Genomic DNA, 24,085 nt, shown 5'->3' with positions numbered 1-24,085 from the left:
CCTGACCGCGCACATCAGAAGGAGAAGTCCCATGCCGAGGACGGAGCCGGCCGAGATCGTCGCCTATGGCGTCACGGCCGATGAACGCCCGCTGCTGGAGGCCGCGTTCGAGGCCACGTTCGGGGGCGGGCATCGGGTGCGTTGCCTGGAGCTGGTGCTGGACCGGGACACCGTCTCGACCGCCGCGGGACACGAGGTGATCTGCACCGGGGTCAACGACGTGCTGGACGCCGAGGTGCTGCGCCGGCTCGCTGAGGGCGGCACCCGGATGATCACCCAGCGTTCCACCGGCTACAACAACATCGATCTGGACGCGGCGCGGGGCCTCGGCCTGGGGGTGGCCAGGGTCTCCGGCTACTCGCCGCATTCGGTGGCCGAGTTCGCCTGGGCACTGGCGCTGGCCGTCAACCGGCGGGTGGTGCGGGCGGCGACCCGCACCCGCGAGTTCGACTTCCGGCTCAACGGGCTGCTGGGCCGCGACTTCCACGGCCGGACGGCAGGCGTGTTGGGCACGGGCCGGATCGGCGAGGCGTTCGCCCGGATCGCCGCCGGTTTCGGGATGCGGCTGCTCGGCCATGACATCGCGCCGAACCCGGAGTGCGAACGCCTGGGCATGGAGTATGTGCCGCTGGAGCGGATCTTCGCCGAGGCGGATCTGGTCAGCCTCCATCTGCCGCTGCTCCCCGAGACCCACCATGTGGTGGACGCGGCGGCGCTGGCCCGGATGCGGGACGACGCGATCCTGGTCAACACCAGCAGGGGCGGGCTGATCGACGCGCAGGCCCTGGTGGAGACGTTGCGTTCCGGGCGGCTCGACGGCGTGGGGCTGGACGTCTACGAGGAGGAGGCCGGCATCTTCTTCTTCGACCACTCGCTGGATGTGATGACCGACGATGTGCTGGCCCGGCTGATGACGTTCCGCAATGTGCTGGTCAGCTCGCATCAGGCGTACTTCACCCGGGACGCGGTCGGCGAGATCGTCGCCACCACGGCGGCCGATGTCGCCGACTACCTGGCCGGCCGCACCGGCGAGAACACCCTGGTGGCGCCGGCCCGTTGAACGGTCCGCAGGTCGACACGACGGGTCAGTCGACCGGCAGCGGTACCCGCCATTCCAGGCGGCTGCCGCCGCCGTCCGCGCGGTCGAAGGTCAGGGTTCCGCCCAGGCGTTCGGCCCGCTCGGCGAGGTTGCGCAGCCCGCCCCGGTGCCCGGACTCGCGCGGGCCCACGCCGTTGTCCCGCACCGTCAGGGTCAGGGTGCGGTCGTGGACGACCACCGCCACCTCGCCGGCGCCGGCCTCGGCGTGCCGCGCGACGTTGGACAGCGCCTCGCGCAGCACCGGCACCGCGTGCTCGGCGACCTCGGGCGGCACATCCGTGTCGATCAGCCCCTCCATCCGCAGCGCCGGCCGGAAGCCGAGCGAGGGCACGGTCTCCTCGACCGTCCGCACCAGCCGCGAGCGCAACCCCCGGGCGCCGGGTCCGGTTCGGTGGGCGCGGAGCCCGAAGATGGTGGAGCGGATGATCCCGATGGTCTCGTCCAGATCGTCGACGGCCCGCAGCAGCCGCTCCTCCGCCTGGGGGTGGGTCACGAACCGCACCGCGCTCTGCAGGGTCATCCCGGTGGCGAAGAGCCGTTGGATGGCGAGGTCGTGGAGGTCGCGGGCGATCCGGTCGCGGTCCTCCAGGATCGCCATCTGTTCGGCCGCGCGGCGGCGTTCGGCCAGTTCCATGGCGAGCGCGGCCTGTCCGGCGAAGGCCAGCAGCGGCTCGGGGGCGTCCTCGCCGAACGCCGGGCGCCGCCGGTCGCGCGCCAACAGCAGGGCGCCCCAGGCGTGTTCCCCGGCGCGCATCGGGACGGCGAGCGCCGGGCCGAGGCGGGCCGCCGGCCCGTCGGCGCCGGCGCCGATGTCCGCGCCGGTCACCGGGCCGCCCTCGGTCATGGCCCGCCGGACCACCGCCGCCAGCTCGGGTGGTGTGCCGGCGCGCACCGCCTCGGCGGCCGGCCCCTCGGCGACGCTGATCACCGTGCCGGCACCCTCGGCGTCGGGGGCGCAGAGCGCCCCGAGGTCCGCGTCGAGTATGTGCCGGGCGTGGCCCACCAGCAGTTCCAGGACCTCGTGTTCCTCGGCGCCGGAGAGCAGGCTCCGCACCACCTCGGCGTTGGCCGCCAGCCACCGTTGGCGGTTCTGTGCCTCCTCGTAGAGCCGGGCGTTCTCGATGGCCACGCCGGCGGCCACCGCGAGGGTCGCCAGCACCGACTCGTCCTCGGCGTCGAACTCCTGGCCGCCGCGCTTCTCGGTCAGGTAGAGGTTGCCGAACACCTCGTCGCGGACCCGGATCGGCACGCCGAGGAAGGTCCGCATCCGTGGATGGTTGGGCGGGAAGCCGTGGGACGCCGGATGGGTGGTGAGATCGGAGAGCCGCAACGGCGCCGGATGGCGGATGAGTTCGCCGAGGATGCCGTGGCCGGACGGCAACGAGCCGATGGTGGTGGCCCGTTCGCCGTCGATGCCGACGGTCAGGAACTCGCTCAGCAGCTCGTCCTCGCCGATCACGCCCAGCGCCCCGTACTCGGCGTCAACCAGCACCGTGGCGGCCTCGACGACGCGTCGCAGGACCTGCGGCAGATCCAGCTCGCGGCCGACCGCGAGCACCGCCTCCAGCAGGCTGTGCACCCGGTCCCTGGTGCCGCGCATCGCGTCGATGCGCATCTGGAGTTCCTCCAGCAGCGCGTCCAACCGCAGCCCGGGCAACCGTTGTTCGTCGCGGTCCGCCACCATCTGCTCCCGTTCCCCTCCAGCCCGGGCCCGGCCGCCCGATCCGCGAGCCTACCGGCCGTGACGCACCACGGGCCATGGCGGCTGGTCTCGCGAACGCTCGCGGGAGAGGATCCGCCGGAGGGCCGACGAGGTCACCGCACCGAGGAAGGGAACGAGCCGATGACCGACACCGCACCCGAGGTCCTGATCGGCGTGGACGGCCGGGCGGGCCGGATCACCCTCAACCGTCCGCGCGCGATCAACGCGCTCTCGCACGCCATGGTCCGCGCCGTGGACGCCGCGCTGCGCGACTGGGAGCACGATCCGCAGGTGGCGACCGTGGTCGTCGACGGCGCCGGCGAACGGGGGCTCTGCGCGGGCGGCGACATCCGCGCCATCCACGACGACGCCCGTGCCGGCACCGGCGCGGCCCGGGACTTCTGGTTCGACGAGTACCGGCTCAACGCGCGGATCGCCCGCTTCCCGAAGCCCTATGTGGCGTTGATGGACGGCATCGTGATGGGCGGCGGCGTCGGGGTCTCCGCCCATGGCGACGTCCGGATCGTCACGGAACGTTCCCGGGTGGCGATGCCGGAGACCGGCATCGGGTTCGTGCCCGATGTCGGCGGCACCCGGCTGCTGGCCGGCGCGCCGGGCGAGTTGGGCGTCCATCTCGGGCTCACCGGGGATTCGATGACCGCCGGCACCGCGCTGGCCTGCGGGTTCGCCGATCACTTTGTGCCGTCGGCCGCGCTGCCCGCGTTGCTGCGCGATCTCGCGAAGCTGCCCGCCGACGAGGCCGTCGCCCGCCATGCCACCGAGCCGCCGGCCGATCCGCTGTCGGGCGCCCGCGACTGGGTCGACGCCTGCTATGCCGCCGACTCGGTGGAGGAGATCGTCGAGCGGCTGACCGCGACGCCGGGCGAGGGGCCGGGGCGGGCCGCCGCGACGCTGGCGACCCGTTCCCCGACCGCGCTCAAGGTCACCCTGGCCGCGCTGCGCGGCGCCCGCCGGCTCGGCACCCTGGAGGCGGTTCTGGTCCAGGAGTACCGGACGTCCTGTCACTGCCTGGAGACGGCCGATCTGGTCGAGGGGATCCGTGCCCAGGTCATCGACAAGGACCGGCAGCCCCGTTGGGATCCGGCCACGCTGGCGGAGGTCACCCCGGCCGAGGTGGCGGGGTTCTTCGCCCCGCTGGCGGGCCGCGAACTCCGGCTGTGAGCCCACCGGCCGGGGCCGTCAGCCGACGGTCCTCGGCGTACCGCTCCTCGACCGTCGACGCCAACCCCGAAGCCGTCGCCGGACCCGGCCAGCGCGTACCAGCCCCCGAAGCCGAGGCCGGCACGGCCAGCACGGCCGACACGACAAGCACCACCGCCCCCGGGCCGGCCCCCCGCCGGCCCGGGGGCGCCTCCGACCCGGCGGCCGCCGGGTGGGCTTCGTTCCTCGGGTCAGCCCGATGGTGTGACCCGGCGCTTTCCTGCGCCTTTCACGCCCCGACACGGCGCGCGGCGCCCGCCGTGGCCCCGGGAAATCCCTTAATCGTTGGAACCACCAATAATTGGCTGGTACGGTTCCGGCATCGTCTCATCGTTGGCCAGACCAACGAATCCGGAAACCTCCCCTGGAGCCATCGCCATGATCAAGCCGTTCCGCATCGCCGTCCCCCAGGCCGACCTGGACGACCTCGACGACCGCCTCGCCCGCACCCGGTGGCCCAACGAAGTGGCCGACGCCGGCTGGGACTACGGCTTCCCGCTGGCCCGCCTCAGGGAGCTGGCCGAGCGCTGGCGCACCGACTACGACTGGCGCGCACACGAGGCAAGGCTCAACCAACTCCCCCACTACACAACCGAGATCGAGGGCCAGACCATCCACTTCGTCCATGTCCGCTCCGCGAACCCGGACGCCCTCCCGCTGGTCCTCACCCATGGCTGGCCGGGCTCGTTCCTGGAGTTCGTCGAGGTGATCGAGCCGCTCTCCCGCGACTTCCACCTGGTGATCCCCTCCCTCCCCGGCTACGGGTTCTCCGGCCCCACCCACGAACGCGGCTGGGACATCGAACGGATCGCCCGCGCCTGGGACACGTTGATGGACACCCTCGGCTACGCCCGCTACGGCGCCCAGGGCGGCGACTTCGGCTCCGGCGTCTCGATGGCGCTCGGCGCGCTGGCCCCCGACCGGGTCGTCGGGGCGCATGTCAACTACCTGCCGACCAGGCCCGATCCGGACGCCGGTGTCCAACTCTCCGCGACGGACGAGGCCCGGCTGGACAAGGTCAGGCAGCTGATGGCGAACCGCCCCCCGTACCAGGCGCTGCAGGCCGCCACCCCACAGACGATCGGCTACGCCCTGACCGACTCGCCGGTCGGCCAACTCGCCTGGATCGCCGAACGGTTCGCCCACTGGACGGACCCCGCGACCCCGATCGACGACGAGCGGATCCTCACCAATGTCTCGCTCTACTGGCTGACCGCCACCGCCGCCTCCTCGGCACGACTGCACCATGACGCCCGACGCGGCGGCGGGCCCTGCCCCGTCCCGCTCGGCGTGGCGGTCTTCGCCCACGACATCACCCAGGCGGTACGCCCGCTCGTCGAACGCCGCTACGACGTCCGCCACTGGTCGGAGTTCGACCGGGGCGGCCACTTCGCCGCCATGGAGGTCCCCGACCTCCTCGCCCAGGACATCCGCACCTTCTTCCATGGCCTCGACGGCTAGCCGACGGCCCACTCATGGCGCGCTCACCCCGGCCGCCGCCCGGCGGGCGCGGGACCAGACGGCGTCGAACTCCCGGCGTTCGATGAGGAAGGGGGTGAACTCCTCCTGGGCGGCGACCTCGTCCAGCTCGCCGAACGGAAGGTCGGCCAGCGCGGTGCGCCCACTCCGCGCCCGGCCGTCGGCCCAGCCGGTCGTGCCGTCGCGAAACTCCTCGACCCGGCGGAGTTCCGTCCCGTCGGGGGCGAGTTCGCTGTAGAGGGCGACGGGTTCGGCGTCGAACGCGTGGTGCCAGTAGACCTTCCAGTACCGCATTCAGCCGGTCCCCGTCCGGCCCGGGTCGCGGGGTGCGGCCAGGATGCCGGCCGTGAGCAGGTACTGGGCGGCGATATAGGTGGACATCACCCAGAAGCCGGAGGCGGGCAGTTGGGGCCACTCCGCGATATCCGTCGCGATCAGGGTGTCGGAGAGCAGGAACAGCGCGCCGCCGGCGCCGGCGAGCGGGCCCAGCGCACCGGCGCGGTAGGCCATGGCGGCGAGCAGCAGCGAGTACCCGGCGACGGGTATACGGAGTTCGGCCGGCAGGTCGGGCCAGAGCAGCGCCACCGCGCCGACCAGCACCACCGCGTAGCCGGGGCCGAGGAGCGCGGGCGCGCGTCGGCGGCCGAAGAGCGTCAGATAGCAGACGTGTCCGACGGCGAACGAGCCCATGCCGACGAGGAACGCCCAGTCGGCGTCGGGCAGCAGGAAGACGTCGCCGCCCCAGCCGAACAGCAGCGCGGCGAGGAGGAGCTTGGGGGCGCCACGGCTGGCCGCATAGGCGGCGAGCAGCGGCATCAGCAGCGGCTTGGCGATCAGATGGCCGAGGTCGGCGCCGGCCAGCACACAGACCAGATCGACGCCGGCGACCAGCAGGAAGGCGCGGAGCAGCAGTCGGGAACGGGCGGCGGCGGTCATGCGGCACGCCCCGGGACATCGGTGGCCGTCCCCGCCCCTGGCCCCGTGCCCGTCTCCGTCCCTGGCCCCGGTTGCCAGCCGGGGCCGCGGAACACCCGCCCGGCGCGCTCCCGCCAACTGGTCGCCGCCCGCAGGTCGCGGGCGATGGCGGCGTACTCGTGGGTGGCGACGCGCAGCGGGTTGTGGGTGTCGATGTTCTTGGTCAGACCGAAGACGGGCCGCTCGACCTCACCCGCCCAGGAACCGAACAACCGATCCCAGACGATCAGAATGCCGCCGAAGTTGCGGTCCAGATAGTCACCTTGCGACGCGTGGTGCACCCGATGGTGCGAGGGCGTGTTGAAAACGTACTCGACGGGCCGTGGCAGCCGGTCGACGCGTTCGGTGTGGATCCAGAACTGGTAGACGAGGTTCACCGACGAACAGAACGCGATGGCCGCCGGATGCACCCCGAGCACGATCAGCGGCAGATAGAACGGCCAGGACGTCCAACTGGTCCAGGGCTGACGCAACGCCGTGGTGAGGTTGAACTTCCGGCTGCTGTGGTGCACCACATGGCAGGCCCACAGCACGCGGATCACATGGTGGCCCCGATGGCTCCAGTAGTAGCAGAAGTCCTGCGCGAGCAGCATCAACGGGATCGTCCACCACTCCAACGGAACCCGCAGCGGCGTCAGTTCATGGACGGCGCCATAGATCGCGACGATCGGGATCTTCCACAGGAAGTCGAAAACCAGACTGCCGATGCCCATGCTGAGACTGGTCGTGGCGTCCTTGGCCTCATACCCGGCCGCGTCCTCGTCCGGATGGATGCGATAGCTGACCATCTCCACGACGGTCAGCAGCACGAACGCGGGTATGGACCACAGCACGACATCGGGCAGGTTCGGCATGGGACGACCGTAGAACGCACATCCGAGTCCGGCTAGACGTTGTTACCAACAAGTACGCCCGAACCGACGAACCCGGCCACACCGCCGGCCGGCCTCGGCCCCGGCGGGCGGTTGACGTGGGGTCTAGCATCGAGCCTGTGAGTGACTCCCTGGACCTGGTGCAACTCCGCAGCTTTGTCGCCATCGCGGACTGTGGTGGGTTCGGTCGTGCCGCCGCCGCGCTGCATCTGAGTCAGCCGACCGTCAGCCAGCATGTCCGGCTGTTGGAGCGGCGGCTCGGCGCCGAGTTGGTGCGCAGGGACGGGCGTCGTACCCGGTTCACCGACGCGGGCGAGCGGCTGCTGGTGGAGGCCAGGCGCATTCTGTCGGTGCACGATCAGGCGCTGGAGCGGCTGGACGCGTCCGGGCAGTCACGGATCGTGATCGGGTCCGCGGAGACGGCGGCCGAGCAGGTGCTGCCCGGTGTGTTGGGGGCGCTGCGCGCGGCCTATCCGCACCACGGGGTGCGTTTCCAGATCGACCGGTCGACCCAGATGACCGAGGCCGTGGCCCGGGGGACGATCGATCTGGCTGTGATTTTGAGCACCACCCCCGACACCCCTGGGCGTCCGGTGGGGTCCCTTCCGCTGGCCTGGTACGCGGCTCCGTTCTGGCAGCCGCCGGTGGGCCGGGAGCCCTGGCCGCTGGTCGCCTATGTCGAGCCCTGCGGGATGCGGCAGCGCGCGTTGCACGAGCTGGCCGAGGCCGGCCTTCCGGTGGATGTCACCGCCGAGTCGACCAGTCTCGAAGGGGTGATGGGCGCGGCGCGCGCAGGGCTCGGCGTCGCCGTACTGCCGTCCGCAGGGCGGCAGTTGGCCGGTCTGGTGGAGCGCACGGATCTGCCGGACCTGGGTCTGGCCGCGATCCATCTGACGGCCCGTCGGGGTCTTGACATCGATCTGGAGGCGGCGGCGCTGGCCGCCCTGGAGCGGTTCTTCGACGATCTGCGGCGCGAGCGAGGCACCACCTCGATCGAGGCGGACGAGGCCGACGAGGTCGGCGAGCGGCTGGGCCACGCCCGCGACTGACCGTTCGAAACCGTCCGCCGGCGGAGCGTTCCATTGCCGTTCCCGATCGTTTTCGATCGGACATCACTGTTGGACGGTTCCCTGACCCCGTCCTAGGGTGTTGGTCATGACACGCAGCCAAGGACAAGCCGCCGGCCACCCGCCGCTTGGCGGCGGGCTGCCCTGCGCGTTCCTCGCGCCGCGATGTCCGTGTCAGCCCTGTCCGGCTCGCTGACCGAGCCGTCGGACCCTTCGGGAGCGTGGCCGTCCCCGTCCCGGTGACGGGCTGACCCGCCCGGCGAACGCGCCGCTCCCCCACCTCTCTTCAGCCCGGCCCAGCCGTCCCCCGGCGCCTTCGGTCGCGCCCACTCACCGCCCCGCGCGCCGTCGCGCCCCGCGGACGGTGATCACGCCTGTCTCTGGAGCACCGCCATGTCCGTTCTGCTGTCCCCTACCGCCCTTGCGGCGCGGCTGCCCGTCGATGCGCCCGGCCCGCCCGTCCGCCTGTTGGACGTCCGCTGGTCACTGGGCGAACCCGATGGCCGCCCCGCCTACCGAGCCGGCCATATCCCGGGCGCCGTCCATGTCGATCTGGAACGTGAGCTCTCCGGCCACGGAGCGCCGACCGAGGGCCGGCATCCGTTGCCGCCGATCGCCGACCTGCAGGAGAGCGCCCGCCGTTGGGGGCTACGCAACGGGGAGAGCGTGGTGGTCTACGACGCCTCCGGCGGGCTGGCGGCGGCCCGCGCCTGGTGGCTGCTCGGCCACGCCGGGGTGACCGATGTCCGCATCCTGGACGGGGCGCTGGACGGTTGGGCGGCCGCCGGTCTTCCGTTGGCCGCCGGCGACGAGCCGGCGCCGCCGCTCGGTGACATCCGACTCGCCTACGGCCACCGCCCGGTGATCGACATCGACGAGGCCGGCCGGTTCGCCGCCGACGGCACGCTGTTGGACGCCCGGGCCGCCGCCCGCTACCGGGGCGCCGAGGAGCCGGTGGATCCGCGCGCCGGCCATATCCCGGGCGCCGGAAGCGCGCCGGCGAGCGAGAACCTGGACGCCGACGGCCGATTCCGCACCCGGGACGAGCTGACCGCCCGCTTCGCCGCCGCCGGCGTACGGGACGACCGTCCGGTGGCCGTCTACTGCGGCTCCGGGGTGACGGCCGCGCACACCGTCGCCGCGCTGGCCGTCACCGGGCGGGAGGCCGCGCTCTTCCCCGGCTCCTGGTCGGCCTGGTCCAACCACCCCGACCGTCCCGTCGCCACCGGGGACGAACCGGGCCCCGGCACCCCTCCCGACGCCACGCCCCAGGACGCCAAGAACGCACCCACAGGAGCCATCCGATGACCGTCGAGTTCATCAGCGCCAGCTATGTCAACGACTCCACCGAACTCCGTCCCCGGCCCGGCCAGGGCATCGACCGCGCGTTCCTGGCCCGCTACGCGCGCACCCTGGACGAGTACGGCTTCGACTACACGCTGCTGCCCTACGGCTCCGCCGGCTACGACCCGTTCACCGTCGGCGCGACCATCGCCCAACACACCGAGCGCGTCAGGCCGTTGATCGCGCTGCGGCCCAACACCCTCTATCCCACGGTGGCGGCCAAGGCGCTGGCCACCCTGGACCAGCTCAGCGACGGGCGGGCCGCCGTCCACATCATCTCCGGCGGCGACGACCACGAGCAGGCCAGGGAGGGCGACCGGCTGCCCAAGGACCGGCGGTACGCCCGTTCGGCCGAGTTCATCGAGGTGCTGCGGAAGGTCTGGACCTCGGCCGAACCCTTCGACCACGCGGGCGAGTTCTACTCCTTCGAGGACTTCCGCGCCGAGTACCGGCCCCTCGCCGGCACCATCCCCGTCTCGGTCGGCGGCTCCTCGCCCGACGCCTACCGGGTCGGTGGCGCGCTGGGCGACATCTTCGGGCTGTGGGGCGAGCCGCTGGCCGAGACCCGCGAGCAGATCGACGCCGTGCGCCGGGAGGCCGAGAAGGCCGGCCGCGCCGACCGGCCCAGGATCTGGGTGACGTTCCGCCCGATCATCGCGCCCACCGAGGAACTGGCCTGGGAGAAGGCGCACCGGGTGCTGGACGCGCTGCGCCGCCCCGCCGCCAGGACGGCCATCGCCCGCTGGCCGCACGGCGCCGGGCGGCCCCAGAACGTGGGCTCCCAGCGGCTGTTGGACATCGCCGACCGGGGCGAGCTGCACGACCGCGCGCTGTGGACGCCGGTGGCGACGGCGACCAACGCGCGCGGCGCCTCGACCGCGCTGGTCGGCACCCCGGAGACGGTGGCCGCCGCCATCCTCGACTACATCGATCTGGGCGCCGAGCTGATCTCCATCCGGGGCTACGACAACATCAACGACGCCATCGACTACGGGCGTTATGTCCTCCCGCTGGTCCGCCAGGAGCTGGCGCTGCGGGAGCGGGGCGAATCGTCCCCCGGCGCGGCCGGCCCGCCCGTCCCGCCGCCCGGATCACCGTTCGCCGCCGTCGCGGAAGCCGTCCCCACCGCCTGAGCACCCCCGCCCGCCCGGGCGCCCCGTCCCTGATCGCCGAGCACCGCCCGAGCCTCGCCGCCACCTCTGCAAGGAACCCACCATGCGCACCTTCCCCAGATCCCCGGCCCGTCCGCTCCGCCTCGCCACCGCGGGCCTCGCCCTGCCGCTGGCGCTGCTGGTCACCGCCTGCGGCGGCGCCGAGCCCGGCGGCTCGGGCGGCGGCGGCGCCGACGACGGCGAGCCGCGGTCCGGCGGCACCCTGGCCGTCGGCCTCAACACGAGTGTGGCCTGCGTCGATCCGCACCAGAACTCGTCCAATGTGTCGATCTTCGTGGCCCGGCAGATCGCCGATTCGCTCACCGACCAGGACCCGGAAACCGGCGAGATCACCCCCTGGCTCGCCGAGTCCTGGGACGTCTCCCCCGACGCGACCTCCTACACCTTCCATCTGCGGGCGGGCGTCACCTTCTCCGACGGCACCCCGCTGGACGCCGAGGCGGTCGCCGCCAACTTCGACACCATCACCGAACTCGGCCCGGCCGTCACCCCGTTGGCCTCCACCTATCTGGACGGCTACGCCGGGTCCGAGGTGGTCGACGAGCACACCGTCACGGTCAACTTCGACCACGCCAACGTGCAGTTCCTCCAGGGCACCGCCACCATCACCCTCGGCATCCTGGCGCCCGCCACGCTGGCCGCGACGCCCGAGGAACGCTGCGCCGGGAACCTGGTCGCGGCCGGCCCGTTCGTCATCGACTCCTACCAGCCCGAACAGCGCATCACGCTCAACCGCCGCGAAGGATACGACTGGGCGTCGCCCGTGCTGGAGCACGAGGGCGAGGCCCATGTGGAGACCGTCGACTTCGAGGTGGTGCCCGAGTCGGGGGTGCGGGCCGGGCAGCTGCGCAACGGTGAGCTGCATATCGACACCATCCCGCTCACCGAGGACGTGCCCAGCTTCGAGGGCAACGGGTTCGGCGTGGTCGGCCGCCCCTACCCGGGCGTCGGGGTCAATCTGATCCCCAACCTGGAACGTCCGCTGACCTCCGAACTCGCCGTGCGTCGCGCCGTTTCGCTGGGCGCCGACCGCGAGGAGATCGTCGCCGGCGTGTTCACCGAGTATGACCAGGTCGCGCAGAACGTCATCACCTCGGCCACCCCGTTCTTCGAGCCGCTGGACGGCCTGGAGTACGACCCGGAGGAGGCCAGGTCCCTGCTGGACGAGGCCGGTTGGGTGCCGGGCTCGGACGGGATCAGGGAACGGGACGGGCAGCGGCTCGAACTGCTGGGGCTCTACCACGCCGGTCGGCAGGCCGGGCCGATGATGGAACTGCTCCAGTCGCAGCTGCGGGAGATCGGCATCGATCTGCAGATCAGGCTTGAGGCGCCGGCCGATCTGGCCGCGGCCGAGGCCAGCGGCGAATGGGACCTCTGGTACTCGCCGTTCCACCGCGCCGAGGCGGACGCCGCCCGCGCCGTCTTCGGCTTCACCGGCCGCAACCAGAACCGGGCCGCCGAACCCCGCCCGGTGGACGAGCTGTTGCAGGCCCAGTCCGGCGAGGCCGACCCGGAACGGCGGCAGGAGCTGGTCACCGAGGCCACCCAGGAACTGGTGGACCAGGGCTATGCCATCCCGCTCTACGAGCTGGCCGGCGTGATGACCCACCGCGACAGCGTCAAGGGCTTCCACTTCGAGGCCAGTTCGCGGCTGAGCCTCTACGACGTCTGGCTGAACGAGTAGCCCACCCGCCCCTCTCCGCAGGACACCCCGCACCCCGCACCCGACCCGAAACCGAAAGGCATCCGATGGGGAAGTACCTCGCCGCGCGCGCCCTCCAGGCGGTGCTCGTCCTGCTGGGGACCTTCACCCTCGCGTTCGTGCTGCTGTCCGTGCTGCCCAGTGACGCGTTGTCCATCAAGCTCTCCGGTTCGGGCGATTCGGCGCTCAACCCCGAGGAGGTCGCCGCGCTGCGCGCCGAGGCCGGCTACGACGATCCGCTGGTCGTGCAGTACGTACGCCAGCTCGGCGGCCTCCTCACCGGGGATCTGGGGACCTCGTTGCACACCGGCGCCCCGGTGCGTTCCATGATCGGCAGCGCGCTGCCGCACACCGCGCAACTCGCCGCGCTGGCCCTGCTGTTCGGGGTGAGCGCCGGGCTGCTGGTGGGCAGTCTGGCGGCGCACGCCCGGGGCCGGTGGGCCAGGGAGCTGCTGATGTCGCTGCCGCCGCTGGGCATCTCGTTCCCCACCTTCGCCGTCGGCCTGGTGCTGATCCAGGTCGTGGCCTTCCAGTGGCGGGCGCTGCCGTCGGGTGGCACCGACGGGTTCCAGAACCTGGTGCTGCCGGCGATCACCCTGGCGCTGCCGGTCACCGCCACCGTGGCGCAGATCTTCAACCGGAGTCTGCGCGAGGTGCTGGAGCAGGGCTATGTGGACACCGCCGTGGCCAAGGGCGCCGGTCGGCTCCGGCTGCACCTTCGGCACGCGACCCGTAACGCGGCGGGCCCGACGCTGACCGCCACCGCCGTGGTGGTGGGCAATCTGCTCGGCGGCGCGGTGGTGACGGAGACGGTGTTCTCCCGGGAGGGCGTCGGGCGGCTGACGGCCGACGCCGTCACCCGCCAGGACCTGCCCGTGGTGCAGGGCGTGGTGCTGCTGTCCGCGCTGGTCTTTGTCGTCGTCAATCTGCTGGTCGATCTCACCTATCCGCTGCTCGACCGTCGTGTCACCCTCACGGAGGCCATCCGATGACCACCTCAGAGACCGTCGCCGCCGAGGCGCAGGGGCCGCCGGTCCTGGCCCCGGCCGAGCGGCCGCGCCGGCGACGTGACCACCGCCGTCCTGGCCCTGCGGTGCTGCTGGCCTTCGCGGTGCTGTTCCTCGCGGTGCTCGCCGCCTTCGCGCCCGGGCTGCTGACGTCCCAGTCGCCGACCAGCGGCGAGGTGCTGAACAAGCTCCAACCCCCCAGCGCCCAGCACTGGTTCGGCACCGACCAGCTCGGCCGCGACGTCTTCGCTCGGGTGGTGCACGGGGCCGGGCTCTCGCTGCGCGCCCCGTTGATCGCGGTGGGCATCGCCTTCGGCGTCGGCTCGGCGCTCGGCCTGGTCTCCGGTTTCCTCGGCGGGGTGGTGGACGCCGTGATCATGCGGCTCACCGACGTTCTGCTGGCGGTGCCGTCCCTGCTGCTGTCGCTCGCCGTGGTGGCCGCACTGGGCTTCGGGATCACCAATGTGGCCGTCGCGGTCGGGATCGCCTCCGTCGCCTCGTTCGCCAGGATCACCCGCGCCGAGGCGTTGCGGGTGCGGACCTCGCCCCATGTGGAGGCGGCGACCGTGCTCGGGGTGCGGCGGCTGCCGGTGCTCTGGCGGCATGTGCTGCCGCATTCCATCGGGCCCGCGCTGGTGCTCTCCACGCTGGAGTTCGGCAGCGCGATTCTCTCCGTCTCCGCGCTGAGCTTCCTCGGCTACGGGGAACCACCGCCGACTCCCGAATGGGGCAAGATCGTCAGCGAGGGCCGGGACTATCTCGCCACGGCCTGGTGGGTGGCGCTGCTGCCCAGCCTGGTGATCGCGGCGACGGTGCTCTCCACCAACCGGATCTCCCGCTGGCTGGACACCCGGGGGGCGCTGCGATGAGCACCCCCGTCACCAACACGACCGACACGACCACCCGGGCCACCCCCGAGGCCCAAGAGCCCGACGGTGCCGCCCTGTTGACCATCGACGATCTCACCGTCGCCTATCGCGTCCGGGGCGGCGAACGAACCGCCGTACGGGGCCTGAGCCTTGAGGTGCGGGCCGGCGAAACCGTCGCCGTCGTCGGGGAGTCGGGATCGGGCAAGTCCACCACCGCGCACGCCGTCAACGGCATGCTGCCGGGGAACGCGCGGATCGTCGGCGGCCGGATCGGCTACCGGGGGCGGGACGTGCTGGGCCTGTCCCGGTCCGCGCTGCGCCGGCTGCGTGGCGCGGAGATCGCCCTGGTGCCGCAGGATCCCGGGTCCTCCCTGAACCCCACCACCCGGGTCGGCGAGCAGATCGCCGAGGCGCTGCGCATCCACCGGCTGGCCGGCCGGCGGGAGGCCGCCGAACGCGCCGTCCGGCTACTGGCCGAGGTGGGTATCGACCGGCCGGAGACACGGGCGGGGCAGTTCCCGCACGAGCTGTCCGGCGGGATGCGGCAACGGGTGCTGATCGCCATCGCGCTCGCGGCCGAGCCCCGGCTGCTGATCGCCGACGAGCCGACCAGCGCGCTGGACGCCACCGTCAGCCGCCGGGTGCTCGACCATCTGGCGACGCTGCGCGCCGACCACGGGATCGCGCTGCTGCTGATCACCCACGATCTCGCGATGGCGGCGGAGCGCGCGGACCGGATCGTGGTGCTGCGCGACGGCCGGCTGGTGGAGCAGGGCCCGGCCGTCGAACTGGTCACCGACCCCCAACACCCGTACACCCGCGAACTGTTGGCCAACACCCCCAGCCTGCGCGGACGTCGGCTCGTCCGGCCGCGCGAGGCCGGGAACGAGTCGGCGGCCGCGCCGCTGCTGCGGGCGCGGAACCTGGTGAAGACCTTCGGCAGGGACGCCGACGGCACCCGGCTGCGGGCCGTCGACGACGTCGGCTTCGATGTGCCACGCGGCCGCACCCTCGGGGTGCTCGGCGAGTCGGGCTCGGGAAAGACCACCACGGCCCGCATCCTGCTGGGCCTGGAACGCCCCGACTCCGGCAGCGTGCTGCTGGACGGCACGGAGATCACCACCCTCGGCTCCGCCGGCCTGCGCGCCGTGAGGCGGCGGCTGGGGATCGTCCAGCAGAACCCGTACGCCTCGCTCGACCCGAGGTTCACGGTGCGCCGCACCGTCGCCGAGCCGCTGCGCGCCCACCGCATCGGCGACGCCCGCGAACGGGAGGAACGCGTCGCCGAGATGCTGGCCGCCGTCGCGCTGCCGCCCGAACTGGCCGACCGCAGACCACGCGAGCTGTCCGGCGGCCAACGGCAGCGCGTCGCCATCGCCCGCGCCCTGGTGCTGCGGCCCGAGGTGGTGGTCTGCGACGAGCCGGTGTCCGCACTCGATGTGACGGTGCAGGCGCAGATTCTGGACCTGTTGACGCGGCTGCAACGCGAGTTGGGCGTCGCCTATGTCTTTATCTCGCACGATCTGGCCGTGGTGCGGCAGATATCCGACGAGGTGCTGGTGATGCGGCACGGATCCGTCCTCGAACACGGCCCGACCGAGGACGTGTTCGCCGCGCCCAGCCACCCCTACACCCGCGAGCTGCTCGCCTCCGTGGCGGCGCCGTTCCACCGGCCCGACCCCGGGGCCGAGCAGCAGGAGGCAGCGAAATGACCCGAACGGACACCGTCACCCTGGCCCAACTGCTGCCCGACGGGCGCCGGTTGACGTGGCCGGCGATCCGGGACGCGGTGCGCGCCGCCGAACGACGCGGCGTGCGGACGCTGTTGCTGCCGGCGCGCGCCGAGCCGGCGGCGCCCGTGGAGGCCACCACGCTGGCCGCGGCGGTGCTGCGCGCCACCGCCGAACTCCGGGTCGTGGTGCCGCTGGACCCCGAGCGGGTCGCGCCCTACAACGCGGCCCGTGTGCTGGCCACCCTCGCCCATCTCGCCCCGGGCCGCGTCCTGTTGGCGGACACCGGAACGGGCCCCGAATGGACCGACTACCTGGCGGCCGTCCGGCACCTGTGGCACAGCTTCCCGCCCGAGGCGATCCTCGCCGACCGCGTCACCGGCCGCTACTTCGCCCCCGAGGCACTGCCGGCCGACGGCTACCGGGGCACCCACCACCGGATCGCCGGCCCCCTCAACCTGCCGACCCCACCGGGCCCGCCCCTGGCCCTGTGGAGCACGGACGACAACAAGGAACCGACCCGATGACCCGCCCACTGCGCCTGAGCCTCAACATGAGCGGCGTCGGCCGGCACACCGCCGCCTGGACCCACCCCACGAGCACACCGGGCGCCGAACTCGACATCGACCATTTCGTGGGCATCACCCAACTCGCCGAAGAGGGCCTGTTCGACGCCGTGTTCCTCGCCGACTCCCCAGCCCTCGGCACCGACGAACACCGCTTTCCGCCCGAGGCGATCCTCGCCGACCGCGTCACCGGCCGCTACTTCGCCCCCGAGGCACTGCCGCCCGGCGGCTACCGGGGCACCCACCACCGGGTCGCCGGCCCCCTCAACCTGCCGACCCCACCGGGCCCGCCCCTGGCCCTGTGGAGCACGGACGACAACAAGGAACCGACCCGATGACCCGCCCACTGCGCCTGAGCCTCAACATGAGCGGCGTCGGCCGGCACACCGCCGCCTGGACCCACCCCACGAGCACACCGGGCGCCGAACTCGACATCGACCATTTCGTGGGCATCGCCCAACTCGCCGAAGAGGGCCTGTTCGACGCGGTGTTCCTCGCCGACTCCCCAGCCCTCGGCACCGACGAACACGGCATCCCGCACCGCTTCGAACCCCTGGGACTGCTCGCCGCCATCGCCGTGTCGACCGAGCGGATCGGGCTGATCGGCACCGTCTCCACCACCTACAACGACCCGGTGACGGTGGCCGATCGGGCGTTCTCCCTGCACACCCTGAGCGGCGGCCGGGCGGCGATCAACGCGGTCGCCTCGGCCGGCGACCGGATCGCCGCCAACTTCGGCCTGGCCGGACAGCCCGACCACGGGCAGCGCTACGCCAACGCCGAAACGTTTCTCACCACCGTCCGCGACCGCTGGGAGCAGCTGTCGACGGGGGCCGCCGACCGGCCGCTGGTGGTGCAGGCCGGCGGCTCCGCCCGGGGCCGCGAGCTGGCCGCCCGGCACGCCGACGTGGTCTACGCCGGCGGCCACGGCATCCAGGACGCCCTCGCGCTGGACGCCGACCTCCGCGCCCGCGCCGCCGCGCACGGCCGGCCGCCCGGCACGCCCCTGGTGCTGCCGGGAGTGATCCCCTATCTCGCCGAAACCACCGCCGAGGCACACCGGTTGGCCGACCGGCTGGACGCGGTGCAGCGCGGCCGGATCGACCCGATCGCCTGGCTGGGCCCGATCGTCGGCGCCGACCTCACCGGCCTCGATCCCGAGGGCCCGCTGCCGGTCGAAGCGCTGCCCACCGACCCCGACCGGCTCAGCGGCGCCAGCCTCGCCGGACTGGCCCGCACCCTCGGCGAACGCGAGGGGCTGACCATCCGAGGGATCGCCGAACGCCTCCACGCCGGCGGCTTCGGCAATATCCAGACCCATCTGCACGGCACCGCCGAGGAGATCGCCGACACCCTGATCGGCTGGCACCGCCGGGGCGTCGCCGGCGTCAACCTGCTGCTCCCCCTGCAGCCCTCCGGCGTGGAACGGTTCGTGGCCCGGGTGGTGCCGCTGCTCCAACGGGCCGGTGTCCACCGCACCACCTACCGGACCGACACCATCGCCGGCCATCTGGGCCTGGACCCCGCACCGGCCCCCGCGCCTTCCACGGGACCGGCCACCGCCCTCAACACCGCTACCCATAAGGGGACTTCATGACCCGCCGCTATGTCGTGATCGGCGCCGGGGCGGTGGGCGGCGCGCTCGCCGCCGATCTGCTGCTGGCCGGAATCCCGGCGGTGCTCTCCGCCAGGGGAGCCGCCCTGGACGCCATCCGCGCCCGGGGCCTGGTGCGCGTCACCCCGGCCGGCCGCCGCACGGTGCCCGTGCCGGTGGTCGGCGGCCCCGCCGAGACCGAACTCACCCCGGACGACGTGCTGTTGCTGGCCACCAAGGCCCAGGACGCGCAGGCCACCCTCGCCGACTGGGCCTGGCGCCCGACCGGCGACGGCGGCCTGGCCGCCGATCTGCCGGTGATCACCCTGCAGAACGGCCTTGACGCCGAACGGGTCGCCGCCCGCTGGTTCGGGAACGTGATCGGCGCCACCGTCCTGGTGCCGGCCCGCCATCTCGGCCCCGGCGAAGTGCTCACCGCCGCCGCCCCCAGGGCCGGCCAACTGCTGGTGGGCGGCCTCCCGTTCCCGGCCAGGCCGGCACCGCCGGATCCGGCCGCCGTCGCCTTCGTCGAGGACGCCGACGCCGCCGGCTGGCTCGCCCAGGGCGTGCCGGACGCGTCCCGCTGGAAGGCGTGGAAGCTGCTGCACAACGTCACCAACGCGGTCGAGCTGTTCACCGGCGCGCCCGAGGAGTTGGCCGCCGTGGGCCGCCGCGCCACCGCCGAGGCCCGCACCGTGCTGACCGCCGCCGGCCATACCGTGGCCGATCCGGAGACGGAACGCACCTACGATCCGGCGCTCGCCACCATCGTGCCCGGCTCGGGCCATGTCCAGGGACAGCAGTCCACCTGGCAGAGCTTCGAGCGGGGCGCATCGAGCGAGGTCGACTTCCTCAACGGCGAGATCAGCCTGCTGGGCCGGCTGCACGGGGTACCGACCCCGGTCAACTCCGCCCTGCAACGGGTGCTCGGCGTCTCCGCTTCGGCCGGCGAGAAGCCCGGCAGCCGGGACATTGCCGAGGTCCTGCACACGATCGCCGCCCTGGCGGGCACCAGCGCCCCGACCGAAGAGAACACCACCCCCACCCAGCCGACGGGAGCCGCACGCTCATGACCACCACCTCACCCTCCACCGTCCGGCGCTGGCACGAGCCGACGGGCATCGCCCCGCGCGGCACCCTGCTGCTGCTCGCCGGCCGGGGCGAAACCGCCCAGGTCTACCACCGTTTCGGCAGCCGACTGGCCGCTGACGCCTACCGCGTCGTCGCCGTCCCCACGGACCACCCCGGAACCGGCCGGGGCCTCGGCGAGACTCCGGCCGATGTCCTCGCCGAGCTGGTCGCCGACGCCGAAACGCCCGGACCGCTGGTGCTGGTGGGCGTGGACGGCGGCGGCCCGCACGCGCTGCGGCTGGCCAGGGAGCACGCCGACACCGTGGACGCCGTGATCCTGGCCGGCCTGCCCACCCACGACGCGCGCCCCGACGATCCCGACGCCGAGATCGCCGCCCGCACCGCCTGCCCCAACCACCGTCTGGTGCTCGGCCGGGAGGGCGCCGCCGGCTCCCCCGCCGGTCAACCGCCCGTGGTCGACGCCTCCCCGCTGGGCCTGCCGCTGCTCGCCGTGCACGGCGGCGCCGACGGAATCAGCCCGCCGACCGAAGCGGTCCCGCTCTACCGGGCGTTGGGCGCCACCTCGATCGTCGAGGTGGACGGCGGGCTGCACGACATCCTCAACGACGTCTCGCACCGTTCGGTGGCCGCCACCGTGGTGCTCTTCCTGGAACGGCTCCGGCTCGGCGCCCATCTCCCTGCCGTGGTCAGCGAGTTGCCCGAAACCGAACCAACACCCCGATGACCAACACCCCGATGGCCGGCACCCCGATGACCGACGCCCGACCGGCCGCCGCGCCGCCGTTCGACGCCCTGGCCCGTCAACTGTCGCCACGCGCCGTCTCGGTGGACCCCGACGATCTGCGCCGGCTGTCCGCCGACCGTTCGGGCCAGCGCCCCGACGCGCCGCCGCTGGCCGTGGTGCGGGCCGCGTCGGCCGACGATGTGGTCGCCACCCTCGGCTGGGCCAGCGCGCACCGGATCCCCGTGGTGCCCAGGGGCGCCGGCACCGGGCTGGCCGGCGGCGCCACCGCCGGCGCCGGCACGGTGGTGCTCGACCTCGCCGGCATGAACCGGATCCTGGCCCTGCACGCCGAGGACGGATTCGCCGAGGTCGAACCCGGCGTGATCACCGCCGAACTCGACCGGGCCGCCCGCGCCGTGGGCCTGCGCTACGCCCCCGATCCGGCGAGCGCCGAACTCTCCACCGTGGGCGGCAATATCGCCACCGACGCCGGCGGACTGCACTGCGTCAAATACGGGGTCACCCGGGACGCGGTGCTCGGCCTCGACGTGGTGCTGGCGGACGGCACCCGGCTGCGCACCGGCCGCCGCACCGTCAAGGGCGTGGCGGGCTACGACCTCACCTCGCTGTTCACCGGCTCCGAGGGCACCCTCGCGGTGGTGGTCGGCGCGACGCTCAGACTGCTCCCGACGCCGGCCCGCACCGGGACCGCCGCCGCGTACTTCGCCACACCGGAGGCCGCCGCCGCTGCCTGCGCCGCCGTGCTCGACGCGGGACTGCGCCCCAGCGTCCTGGAACTCCTCGACGGCCACACCCTGACGGCTATCGCCCGGCTGCGCGGCGAACCGCCGCCGGACGGGCGGGCGTTCGTCCTGGCCCGGACGGACGGCTTCGCCGCCGACGCGGAGATCGCGGCCGTGCACGCGGTGCTGCGGCGCACCGCCACCACATCCGAGTGCACCGACGATCCCGAGACCGCCGAGGCGCTGCTGGCCACCCGCCGGCTGGCGCTGCCCGCCGTCGAACGGCTGGGGCGGGTGCTGATCGAGGACATCGCGGTGCCCCGTTCCCGCCTCGCCGAAGCGGTACGGGCCCTCTCCGCCCTCGCGGAACGCAGCGGCGTGCCGATCTTCACCTTCGCCCACGCCGGCGACGGCAACCTTCACCCCCTGGTGCTCGCCGAGGGCCGGGACCCCGCAACGGTGACGGAGACCGTCGACGAGATCTTCCGCCTCGCCCTGCGACTCGGCGGCACCATCACCGGCGAGCACGGGGTGGGAAGCCTCAAACGGGCCTGGCTCGCGGCGGAGTCGGGCAACGACGCGCTGCGCGTCCAACGCCGGATCAAGGACGCCCTCGACCCGCTGGGCATCCTCAACCCGGGCAAGGCGATCTGATCCCGCAGCGCCCCCGAACCAGCCCCCAACTCCCCACCGCCGAAAGGAAGTACCCCGTGTCCGCCGCCACCACCGCCCCGAACCACCCGTTGGGAGGCCCCCGATGACCTCGGCCGAACGGGTCGGAGAGGACTGCCTGACCGTCGACGCCTACAAGTCCGTCTTCCGCCGGCACCCGGCGGGGGTCGCGGTGATCGCCACCGTGCACAACGGCCGGCCGGTCGGGTTCACCGCCACCTCGGTCATCTCCGTATCCGCCGAACCACCCCTCCTTGCCTTCTCCCTCGCCGCCACCTCGTCCAGCGCCCCCGCCATCGCAACCGCCGACACCCTCACCGTCAACCTCCTCTCCGGCCAACAGGACGACATCGCCGCCCGCTTCGCCACCAGCGGCATCGACCGCTTCTCAACCGGCGGCTGGACCACCCTCCCCACCGGCGAACCCATCATCACCGGCGCACACGCCTGGATACGCGCCCGCATCATCGAACGCACCCCCGTCGGCGCCAGCTACCTCATCTCCCTCCTCGCCCTCACCAGCAACGCCCAACCACAAACCACCCCCCTCGTCTTCCACGACCGCACCTACCACCGCCTCGGCCCCCACACCGCCATCTGAACTCCCCGGCGCGCGGGCTCGCTTCTCCGCCGGGGGCAGCGGCGTCCTGGCCGCCTCGGGGGAGAGGCTGTCGAGGATCAGCGCCAGATAACGCGACCAGCCGCCGGGGGCCTGCCGCGCGCCGGCCACCAACATGGTGACCAGACAGGGGAAATCCTCCGGCGTGAGGTCGGCCCGCACCACGCCGGCCTGCCGCGCCCGGGAGAGGATCCCGGCCAGCGGCCGCCGGTAGCGGTTGGTGATGCCCCCCGTCAGCGCACCCCCGCTGACCAGCGCGAGCATCCCGGGCTGTGCGACAAACGCGGTGGTGCTCTCCGTCAACACGGTCACCATCGCGCGGTGCGGATCGGGGTCGGCGGCGGCCCGCAGCAGCACCGGCTCCACCCGCTCGGCGAAGTAGTCCTCCAGCACGGCGGCCAGCAGATCGTCCCTGGTGGGGAAGTGCCGGAACAGGGTGCGCGCGGTGACCCGCGCCCGTACGGCGATCCGCTCCAGCGGGACCTCGTCGTTCCCCTCGGCCACCGCCGCGCGGGCCGCCGCCACGATGGCGGCCCGATTGCGCCGGGCATCCGCGCGCATGGGCACGCCCCCGCTCTCCGTCACCGCGTCACGTTAACACCCCGTCAACAAGTGTCATACGGCCGGCACTTACCGCAGCGTGGCCGTCCTGGACCGACTGCTCAGCCATGGCGTCGGCCCTGTTCAAACCGAACAACTCGCCGGCCGGACCGTGAACGTGACCCTCTACGACGGGACGCCGGAAGCCGTGGACTCCCACCGCGAGGCCGGCGTCGACCGCGTTCTCCTCGAACTCCCCGACCACGAGAACCCGGCCGACGCCCGCCCCCGACTCGACCAGCTGGCGACCCCCACCGACACCGGACCACGGTCGACGCCCGCGCCCGACCGTCCGGCCGTCCGGCCGTCCGGCCGCTCAGCGGGTCACAACATGACGCCGGCGCGGCCGAGTTCGTTGTTCCAGTAGGCGGTGAGGACCGCGGCCGACGTCCGGTACACGACCGTGTCCGAGGCGGGGTCGAGCACCAGGTACTGGCCGCCCTCGTAGCCGGCGACGGTCAGGAAGTGCGGCACGGACTGCCCCGACCACGGCAGATCCTTCATGTTCCCGGCCAACACCACCGGCCGGCCCGAGCGCACATGGGACAGCACCCGGTCGATATCGTTGAACACCACCGTCGCCGAAACGCCGTTGGCGGCGAGCGCGTTACGCACATCGGTCTCGTTGGTGCCGAACTTGTTCGGATCGTTCCACGTCGGGTCGTAACCCATGTCCGAACGCGCCCGGTTGATCGCCAGCACCGGGTTGGACGCGTTCCACGACCTCGGCGTCACCCCGGCGGCGAGCAGCGCGGTCACCACGCTGGTCGGACCGCAGTCCTCGCCCTGGTTCGGCTGCCCCTGGAACTGCGACACCGGCACGTACTGCCCCGACGAGCCACCGCAGTCCGGAACGCCGGGGATGCGGTAGTCGTGCCCGGTGGCCATGTACGCGTCGGCGAGATAGCCGCCGAGCGCGGGCACGTAGTCCCACAGATTGCTGGTGAACCCACGGGTGTTGGTCACCGACTGCCCCACGGCCTGACAGGAGATGTCGACCGCCTGCCCGTCCCACACCAGCCCGAGCCCCGCGCTCGACGTGGTGGGCGCCGACCGAATGGTCAGCCCGTCCCCGTCGGTGTTCCCCACGGTCGCCGGCGCCGCGGCGGCCACCCCCGCCGTGCCCACCCCCACACCCAGCACCACCGCGAGCACCAGCAATAACCTGACGGCCGTAGCCGCGATCCTCGATCTCATCCCGGAAATCCCTTCGCTGTGGACATGACACAGACAGGG

At 73.0% G+C, this 24,085-nt stretch carries 23 protein-coding genes and 1 pseudogene; 18 read left to right on the top strand and 6 right to left on the bottom strand.

Annotated features, from left to right (window positions below; all coding sequences use genetic code 11):
* Positions 1 to 31: 31 nt before the first annotated feature.
* Entirely contained in the window at positions 32 to 1,060 is a 1,029-nt protein-coding gene (locus AOM46_RS03900) for a 2-hydroxyacid dehydrogenase (RefSeq protein ID WP_062205555.1), read from the top strand.
* Positions 1,061 to 1,085: 25 nt separating this feature from the next.
* Here AOM46_RS03900 and AOM46_RS03895 read toward each other — a convergent pair whose 3' ends face one another.
* On the bottom strand, positions 1,086 to 2,783 hold the full coding sequence (locus AOM46_RS03895) for a GAF domain-containing protein (RefSeq protein ID WP_062205552.1): 1,698 nt from the start codon (positions 2,781 to 2,783) through the stop codon (positions 1,086 to 1,088).
* Positions 2,784 to 2,942: 159 nt separating this feature from the next.
* Here AOM46_RS03895 and AOM46_RS03890 point away from each other — a divergent pair, with 159 nt between their 5' ends.
* Positions 2,943 to 3,983, top strand: a complete 1,041-nt coding sequence (locus tag AOM46_RS03890) for an enoyl-CoA hydratase/isomerase family protein (RefSeq protein ID WP_062205550.1) — start codon at positions 2,943 to 2,945, stop codon at positions 3,981 to 3,983.
* A gap of 417 nt (positions 3,984 to 4,400) precedes the next feature.
* A complete protein-coding gene (locus AOM46_RS03885; RefSeq protein WP_062205547.1) occupies positions 4,401 to 5,483 on the top strand; it encodes an epoxide hydrolase family protein in 1,083 nt (360 codons plus the stop codon).
* A gap of 12 nt (positions 5,484 to 5,495) precedes the next feature.
* Here AOM46_RS03885 and AOM46_RS03880 read toward each other — a convergent pair whose 3' ends face one another.
* Genes AOM46_RS03880 through AOM46_RS03870 form a run of 3 tightly spaced genes read right to left on the bottom strand, consistent with a single transcriptional unit; the run spans position 5,496 to position 7,330 of the window.
* Positions 5,496 to 5,795, bottom strand: a complete 300-nt coding sequence (locus AOM46_RS03880) for a hypothetical protein (protein ID WP_062205544.1) — start codon at positions 5,793 to 5,795, stop codon at positions 5,496 to 5,498.
* Positions 5,796 to 6,437: a lysoplasmalogenase gene (locus AOM46_RS03875; RefSeq protein WP_062205541.1), complete on the bottom strand. Its 642-nt coding sequence runs from the start codon at positions 6,435 to 6,437 to the stop codon at positions 5,796 to 5,798. It lies immediately after the preceding gene.
* Positions 6,434 to 7,330, bottom strand: a complete 897-nt coding sequence (locus AOM46_RS03870; protein ID WP_062205538.1) for a sterol desaturase family protein — start codon at positions 7,328 to 7,330, stop codon at positions 6,434 to 6,436. The genes AOM46_RS03875 and AOM46_RS03870 overlap by 4 nt, the downstream gene beginning before the upstream one ends.
* A 137-nt stretch (positions 7,331 to 7,467) precedes the next feature.
* Between AOM46_RS03870 and AOM46_RS03865 the strand changes: the two genes are divergently transcribed.
* The 14 genes from AOM46_RS03865 to AOM46_RS35110 all read left to right on the top strand — a co-directional run bounded on the left by AOM46_RS03865 (position 7,468) and on the right by AOM46_RS35110 (position 22,231).
* A complete protein-coding gene (locus tag AOM46_RS03865; protein ID WP_078856433.1) occupies positions 7,468 to 8,397 on the top strand; it encodes a LysR family transcriptional regulator in 930 nt (309 codons plus the stop codon).
* Positions 8,398 to 8,808: 411 nt separating this feature from the next.
* On the top strand, positions 8,809 to 9,723 hold the full coding sequence (locus tag AOM46_RS03860) for a sulfurtransferase (RefSeq protein ID WP_062205535.1): 915 nt from the start codon (positions 8,809 to 8,811) through the stop codon (positions 9,721 to 9,723).
* Complete coding sequence (locus AOM46_RS03855; RefSeq protein WP_078856432.1) at positions 9,720 to 10,892, top strand: LLM class flavin-dependent oxidoreductase; 1,173 nt, start codon at positions 9,720 to 9,722, stop codon at positions 10,890 to 10,892. The genes AOM46_RS03860 and AOM46_RS03855 overlap by 4 nt, the downstream gene beginning before the upstream one ends.
* Before the next feature lie 82 nt (positions 10,893 to 10,974).
* Entirely contained in the window at positions 10,975 to 12,615 is a 1,641-nt protein-coding gene (locus AOM46_RS03850) for an ABC transporter substrate-binding protein (protein WP_062205532.1), read from the top strand.
* 65 nt (positions 12,616 to 12,680) lie between these two features.
* The gene (locus AOM46_RS03845) at positions 12,681 to 13,625 is read left to right on the top strand and encodes an ABC transporter permease (protein ID WP_062205528.1); all 945 of its coding nucleotides are present in this window, start codon (positions 12,681 to 12,683) and stop codon (positions 13,623 to 13,625) included.
* Positions 13,622 to 14,509, top strand: a complete 888-nt coding sequence (locus AOM46_RS03840) for an ABC transporter permease (protein ID WP_062205526.1) — start codon at positions 13,622 to 13,624, stop codon at positions 14,507 to 14,509. Before AOM46_RS03845 ends, AOM46_RS03840 begins: the two co-directional genes overlap by 4 nt.
* The gene (locus AOM46_RS03835; protein WP_078856430.1) at positions 14,506 to 16,221 is read left to right on the top strand and encodes an ABC transporter ATP-binding protein; all 1,716 of its coding nucleotides are present in this window, start codon (positions 14,506 to 14,508) and stop codon (positions 16,219 to 16,221) included. Before AOM46_RS03840 ends, AOM46_RS03835 begins: the two co-directional genes overlap by 4 nt.
* Entirely contained in the window at positions 16,218 to 16,766 is a 549-nt protein-coding gene (locus tag AOM46_RS03830; protein WP_062205523.1) for an LLM class flavin-dependent oxidoreductase, read from the top strand. The genes AOM46_RS03835 and AOM46_RS03830 overlap by 4 nt, the downstream gene beginning before the upstream one ends.
* On the top strand, positions 16,763 to 17,143 hold the full coding sequence (locus AOM46_RS03825) for a hypothetical protein (protein ID WP_062205520.1): 381 nt from the start codon (positions 16,763 to 16,765) through the stop codon (positions 17,141 to 17,143). The genes AOM46_RS03830 and AOM46_RS03825 overlap by 4 nt, the downstream gene beginning before the upstream one ends.
* A complete protein-coding gene (locus AOM46_RS03820) occupies positions 17,140 to 18,402 on the top strand; it encodes an LLM class flavin-dependent oxidoreductase (RefSeq protein WP_062205517.1) in 1,263 nt (420 codons plus the stop codon). The genes AOM46_RS03825 and AOM46_RS03820 overlap by 4 nt, the downstream gene beginning before the upstream one ends.
* The gene (locus AOM46_RS03815; RefSeq protein WP_062205514.1) at positions 18,399 to 19,472 is read left to right on the top strand and encodes a ketopantoate reductase family protein; all 1,074 of its coding nucleotides are present in this window, start codon (positions 18,399 to 18,401) and stop codon (positions 19,470 to 19,472) included. The genes AOM46_RS03820 and AOM46_RS03815 overlap by 4 nt, the downstream gene beginning before the upstream one ends.
* Positions 19,469 to 20,215 (top strand): alpha/beta hydrolase, encoded by a 747-nt coding sequence (locus AOM46_RS03810; RefSeq protein WP_062205511.1) that lies wholly within the window; start codon positions 19,469 to 19,471, stop codon positions 20,213 to 20,215. Before AOM46_RS03815 ends, AOM46_RS03810 begins: the two co-directional genes overlap by 4 nt.
* Positions 20,212 to 21,612 carry an FAD-binding oxidoreductase gene (locus AOM46_RS03805; RefSeq protein WP_234313615.1) on the top strand — a complete coding sequence of 467 codons (1,401 nt, stop codon included), beginning with the start codon at positions 20,212 to 20,214 and terminating at the stop codon, positions 21,610 to 21,612. Before AOM46_RS03810 ends, AOM46_RS03805 begins: the two co-directional genes overlap by 4 nt.
* A 103-nt stretch (positions 21,613 to 21,715) precedes the next feature.
* On the top strand, positions 21,716 to 22,231 hold the full coding sequence (locus AOM46_RS35110; RefSeq protein ID WP_078856429.1) for a flavin reductase family protein: 516 nt from the start codon (positions 21,716 to 21,718) through the stop codon (positions 22,229 to 22,231).
* Positions 22,232 to 22,651: 420 nt separating this feature from the next.
* Here the strand turns inward: AOM46_RS35110 and AOM46_RS35105 are convergent.
* Positions 22,652 to 22,810, bottom strand: a pseudogene (locus tag AOM46_RS35105) (TetR family transcriptional regulator); the annotation flags it as partial.
* 79 nt (positions 22,811 to 22,889) lie between these two features.
* Between AOM46_RS35105 and AOM46_RS33825 the strand changes: the two are divergent.
* Positions 22,890 to 23,216 carry a hypothetical protein gene (locus AOM46_RS33825; protein WP_158920228.1) on the top strand — a complete coding sequence of 109 codons (327 nt, stop codon included), beginning with the start codon at positions 22,890 to 22,892 and terminating at the stop codon, positions 23,214 to 23,216.
* On the opposite strand, the gene AOM46_RS03785 is transcribed toward AOM46_RS33825, so the two are convergent.
* Positions 23,174 to 24,046, bottom strand: coding sequence for a C39 family peptidase (locus tag AOM46_RS03785; RefSeq protein WP_062205500.1), 873 nt, complete (start codon positions 24,044 to 24,046; stop codon positions 23,174 to 23,176). The genes AOM46_RS33825 and AOM46_RS03785 overlap by 43 nt on opposite strands.
* Positions 24,047 to 24,085 lie beyond the last annotated feature (39 nt).

It is taken from the genome of Streptomyces sp. NBRC 109706, from assembly GCF_000974485.1.
Lineage (GTDB): Bacteria > Actinomycetota > Actinomycetes > Streptomycetales > Streptomycetaceae > Streptomyces.
Note: the sequence above shows the minus strand (reverse complement) of the source record. Positions and strands in the feature narration are given on the sequence as shown.

Excerpts from the sequence above, each read along its gene's own strand:
- AOM46_RS03810 (WP_062205511.1), top strand. The coding sequence starts at position 19,469 with ATGACCACCACCTCACCCTCCACCGTCCGGCGCTGGCACGAGCCGACG.
- AOM46_RS03890 (WP_062205550.1), top strand. The coding sequence starts at position 2,943 with ATGACCGACACCGCACCCGAGGTCCTGATCGGCGTGGACGGCCGGGCG.
- AOM46_RS03805 (WP_234313615.1), top strand. The coding sequence starts at position 20,212 with ATGACCAACACCCCGATGGCCGGCACCCCGATGACCGACGCCCGACCG.
- AOM46_RS03830 (WP_062205523.1), top strand. The coding sequence starts at position 16,218 with ATGACCCGAACGGACACCGTCACCCTGGCCCAACTGCTGCCCGACGGG.
- AOM46_RS03835 (WP_078856430.1), top strand. The coding sequence starts at position 14,506 with ATGAGCACCCCCGTCACCAACACGACCGACACGACCACCCGGGCCACC.
- AOM46_RS03860 (WP_062205535.1), top strand. The coding sequence starts at position 8,809 with ATGTCCGTTCTGCTGTCCCCTACCGCCCTTGCGGCGCGGCTGCCCGTC.
- AOM46_RS03855 (WP_078856432.1), top strand. The coding sequence starts at position 9,720 with ATGACCGTCGAGTTCATCAGCGCCAGCTATGTCAACGACTCCACCGAA.
- AOM46_RS03875 (WP_062205541.1), bottom strand. The coding sequence starts at position 6,437 with ATGACCGCCGCCGCCCGTTCCCGACTGCTGCTCCGCGCCTTCCTGCTG.
- AOM46_RS03895 (WP_062205552.1), bottom strand. The coding sequence starts at position 2,783 with ATGGTGGCGGACCGCGACGAACAACGGTTGCCCGGGCTGCGGTTGGAC.
- AOM46_RS03850 (WP_062205532.1), top strand. The coding sequence starts at position 10,975 with ATGCGCACCTTCCCCAGATCCCCGGCCCGTCCGCTCCGCCTCGCCACC.
- AOM46_RS03785 (WP_062205500.1), bottom strand. The coding sequence starts at position 24,046 with ATGAGATCGAGGATCGCGGCTACGGCCGTCAGGTTATTGCTGGTGCTC.
- AOM46_RS03815 (WP_062205514.1), top strand. The coding sequence starts at position 18,399 with ATGACCCGCCGCTATGTCGTGATCGGCGCCGGGGCGGTGGGCGGCGCG.
- AOM46_RS03845 (WP_062205528.1), top strand. The coding sequence starts at position 12,681 with ATGGGGAAGTACCTCGCCGCGCGCGCCCTCCAGGCGGTGCTCGTCCTG.
- AOM46_RS03900 (WP_062205555.1), top strand. The coding sequence starts at position 32 with ATGCCGAGGACGGAGCCGGCCGAGATCGTCGCCTATGGCGTCACGGCC.
- AOM46_RS03880 (WP_062205544.1), bottom strand. The coding sequence starts at position 5,795 with ATGCGGTACTGGAAGGTCTACTGGCACCACGCGTTCGACGCCGAACCC.
- AOM46_RS03870 (WP_062205538.1), bottom strand. The coding sequence starts at position 7,330 with ATGCCGAACCTGCCCGATGTCGTGCTGTGGTCCATACCCGCGTTCGTG.
- AOM46_RS03885 (WP_062205547.1), top strand. The coding sequence starts at position 4,401 with ATGATCAAGCCGTTCCGCATCGCCGTCCCCCAGGCCGACCTGGACGAC.
- AOM46_RS35110 (WP_078856429.1), top strand. The coding sequence starts at position 21,716 with ATGACCTCGGCCGAACGGGTCGGAGAGGACTGCCTGACCGTCGACGCC.
- AOM46_RS03840 (WP_062205526.1), top strand. The coding sequence starts at position 13,622 with ATGACCACCTCAGAGACCGTCGCCGCCGAGGCGCAGGGGCCGCCGGTC.
- AOM46_RS03825 (WP_062205520.1), top strand. The coding sequence starts at position 16,763 with ATGACCCGCCCACTGCGCCTGAGCCTCAACATGAGCGGCGTCGGCCGG.
- AOM46_RS03820 (WP_062205517.1), top strand. The coding sequence starts at position 17,140 with ATGACCCGCCCACTGCGCCTGAGCCTCAACATGAGCGGCGTCGGCCGG.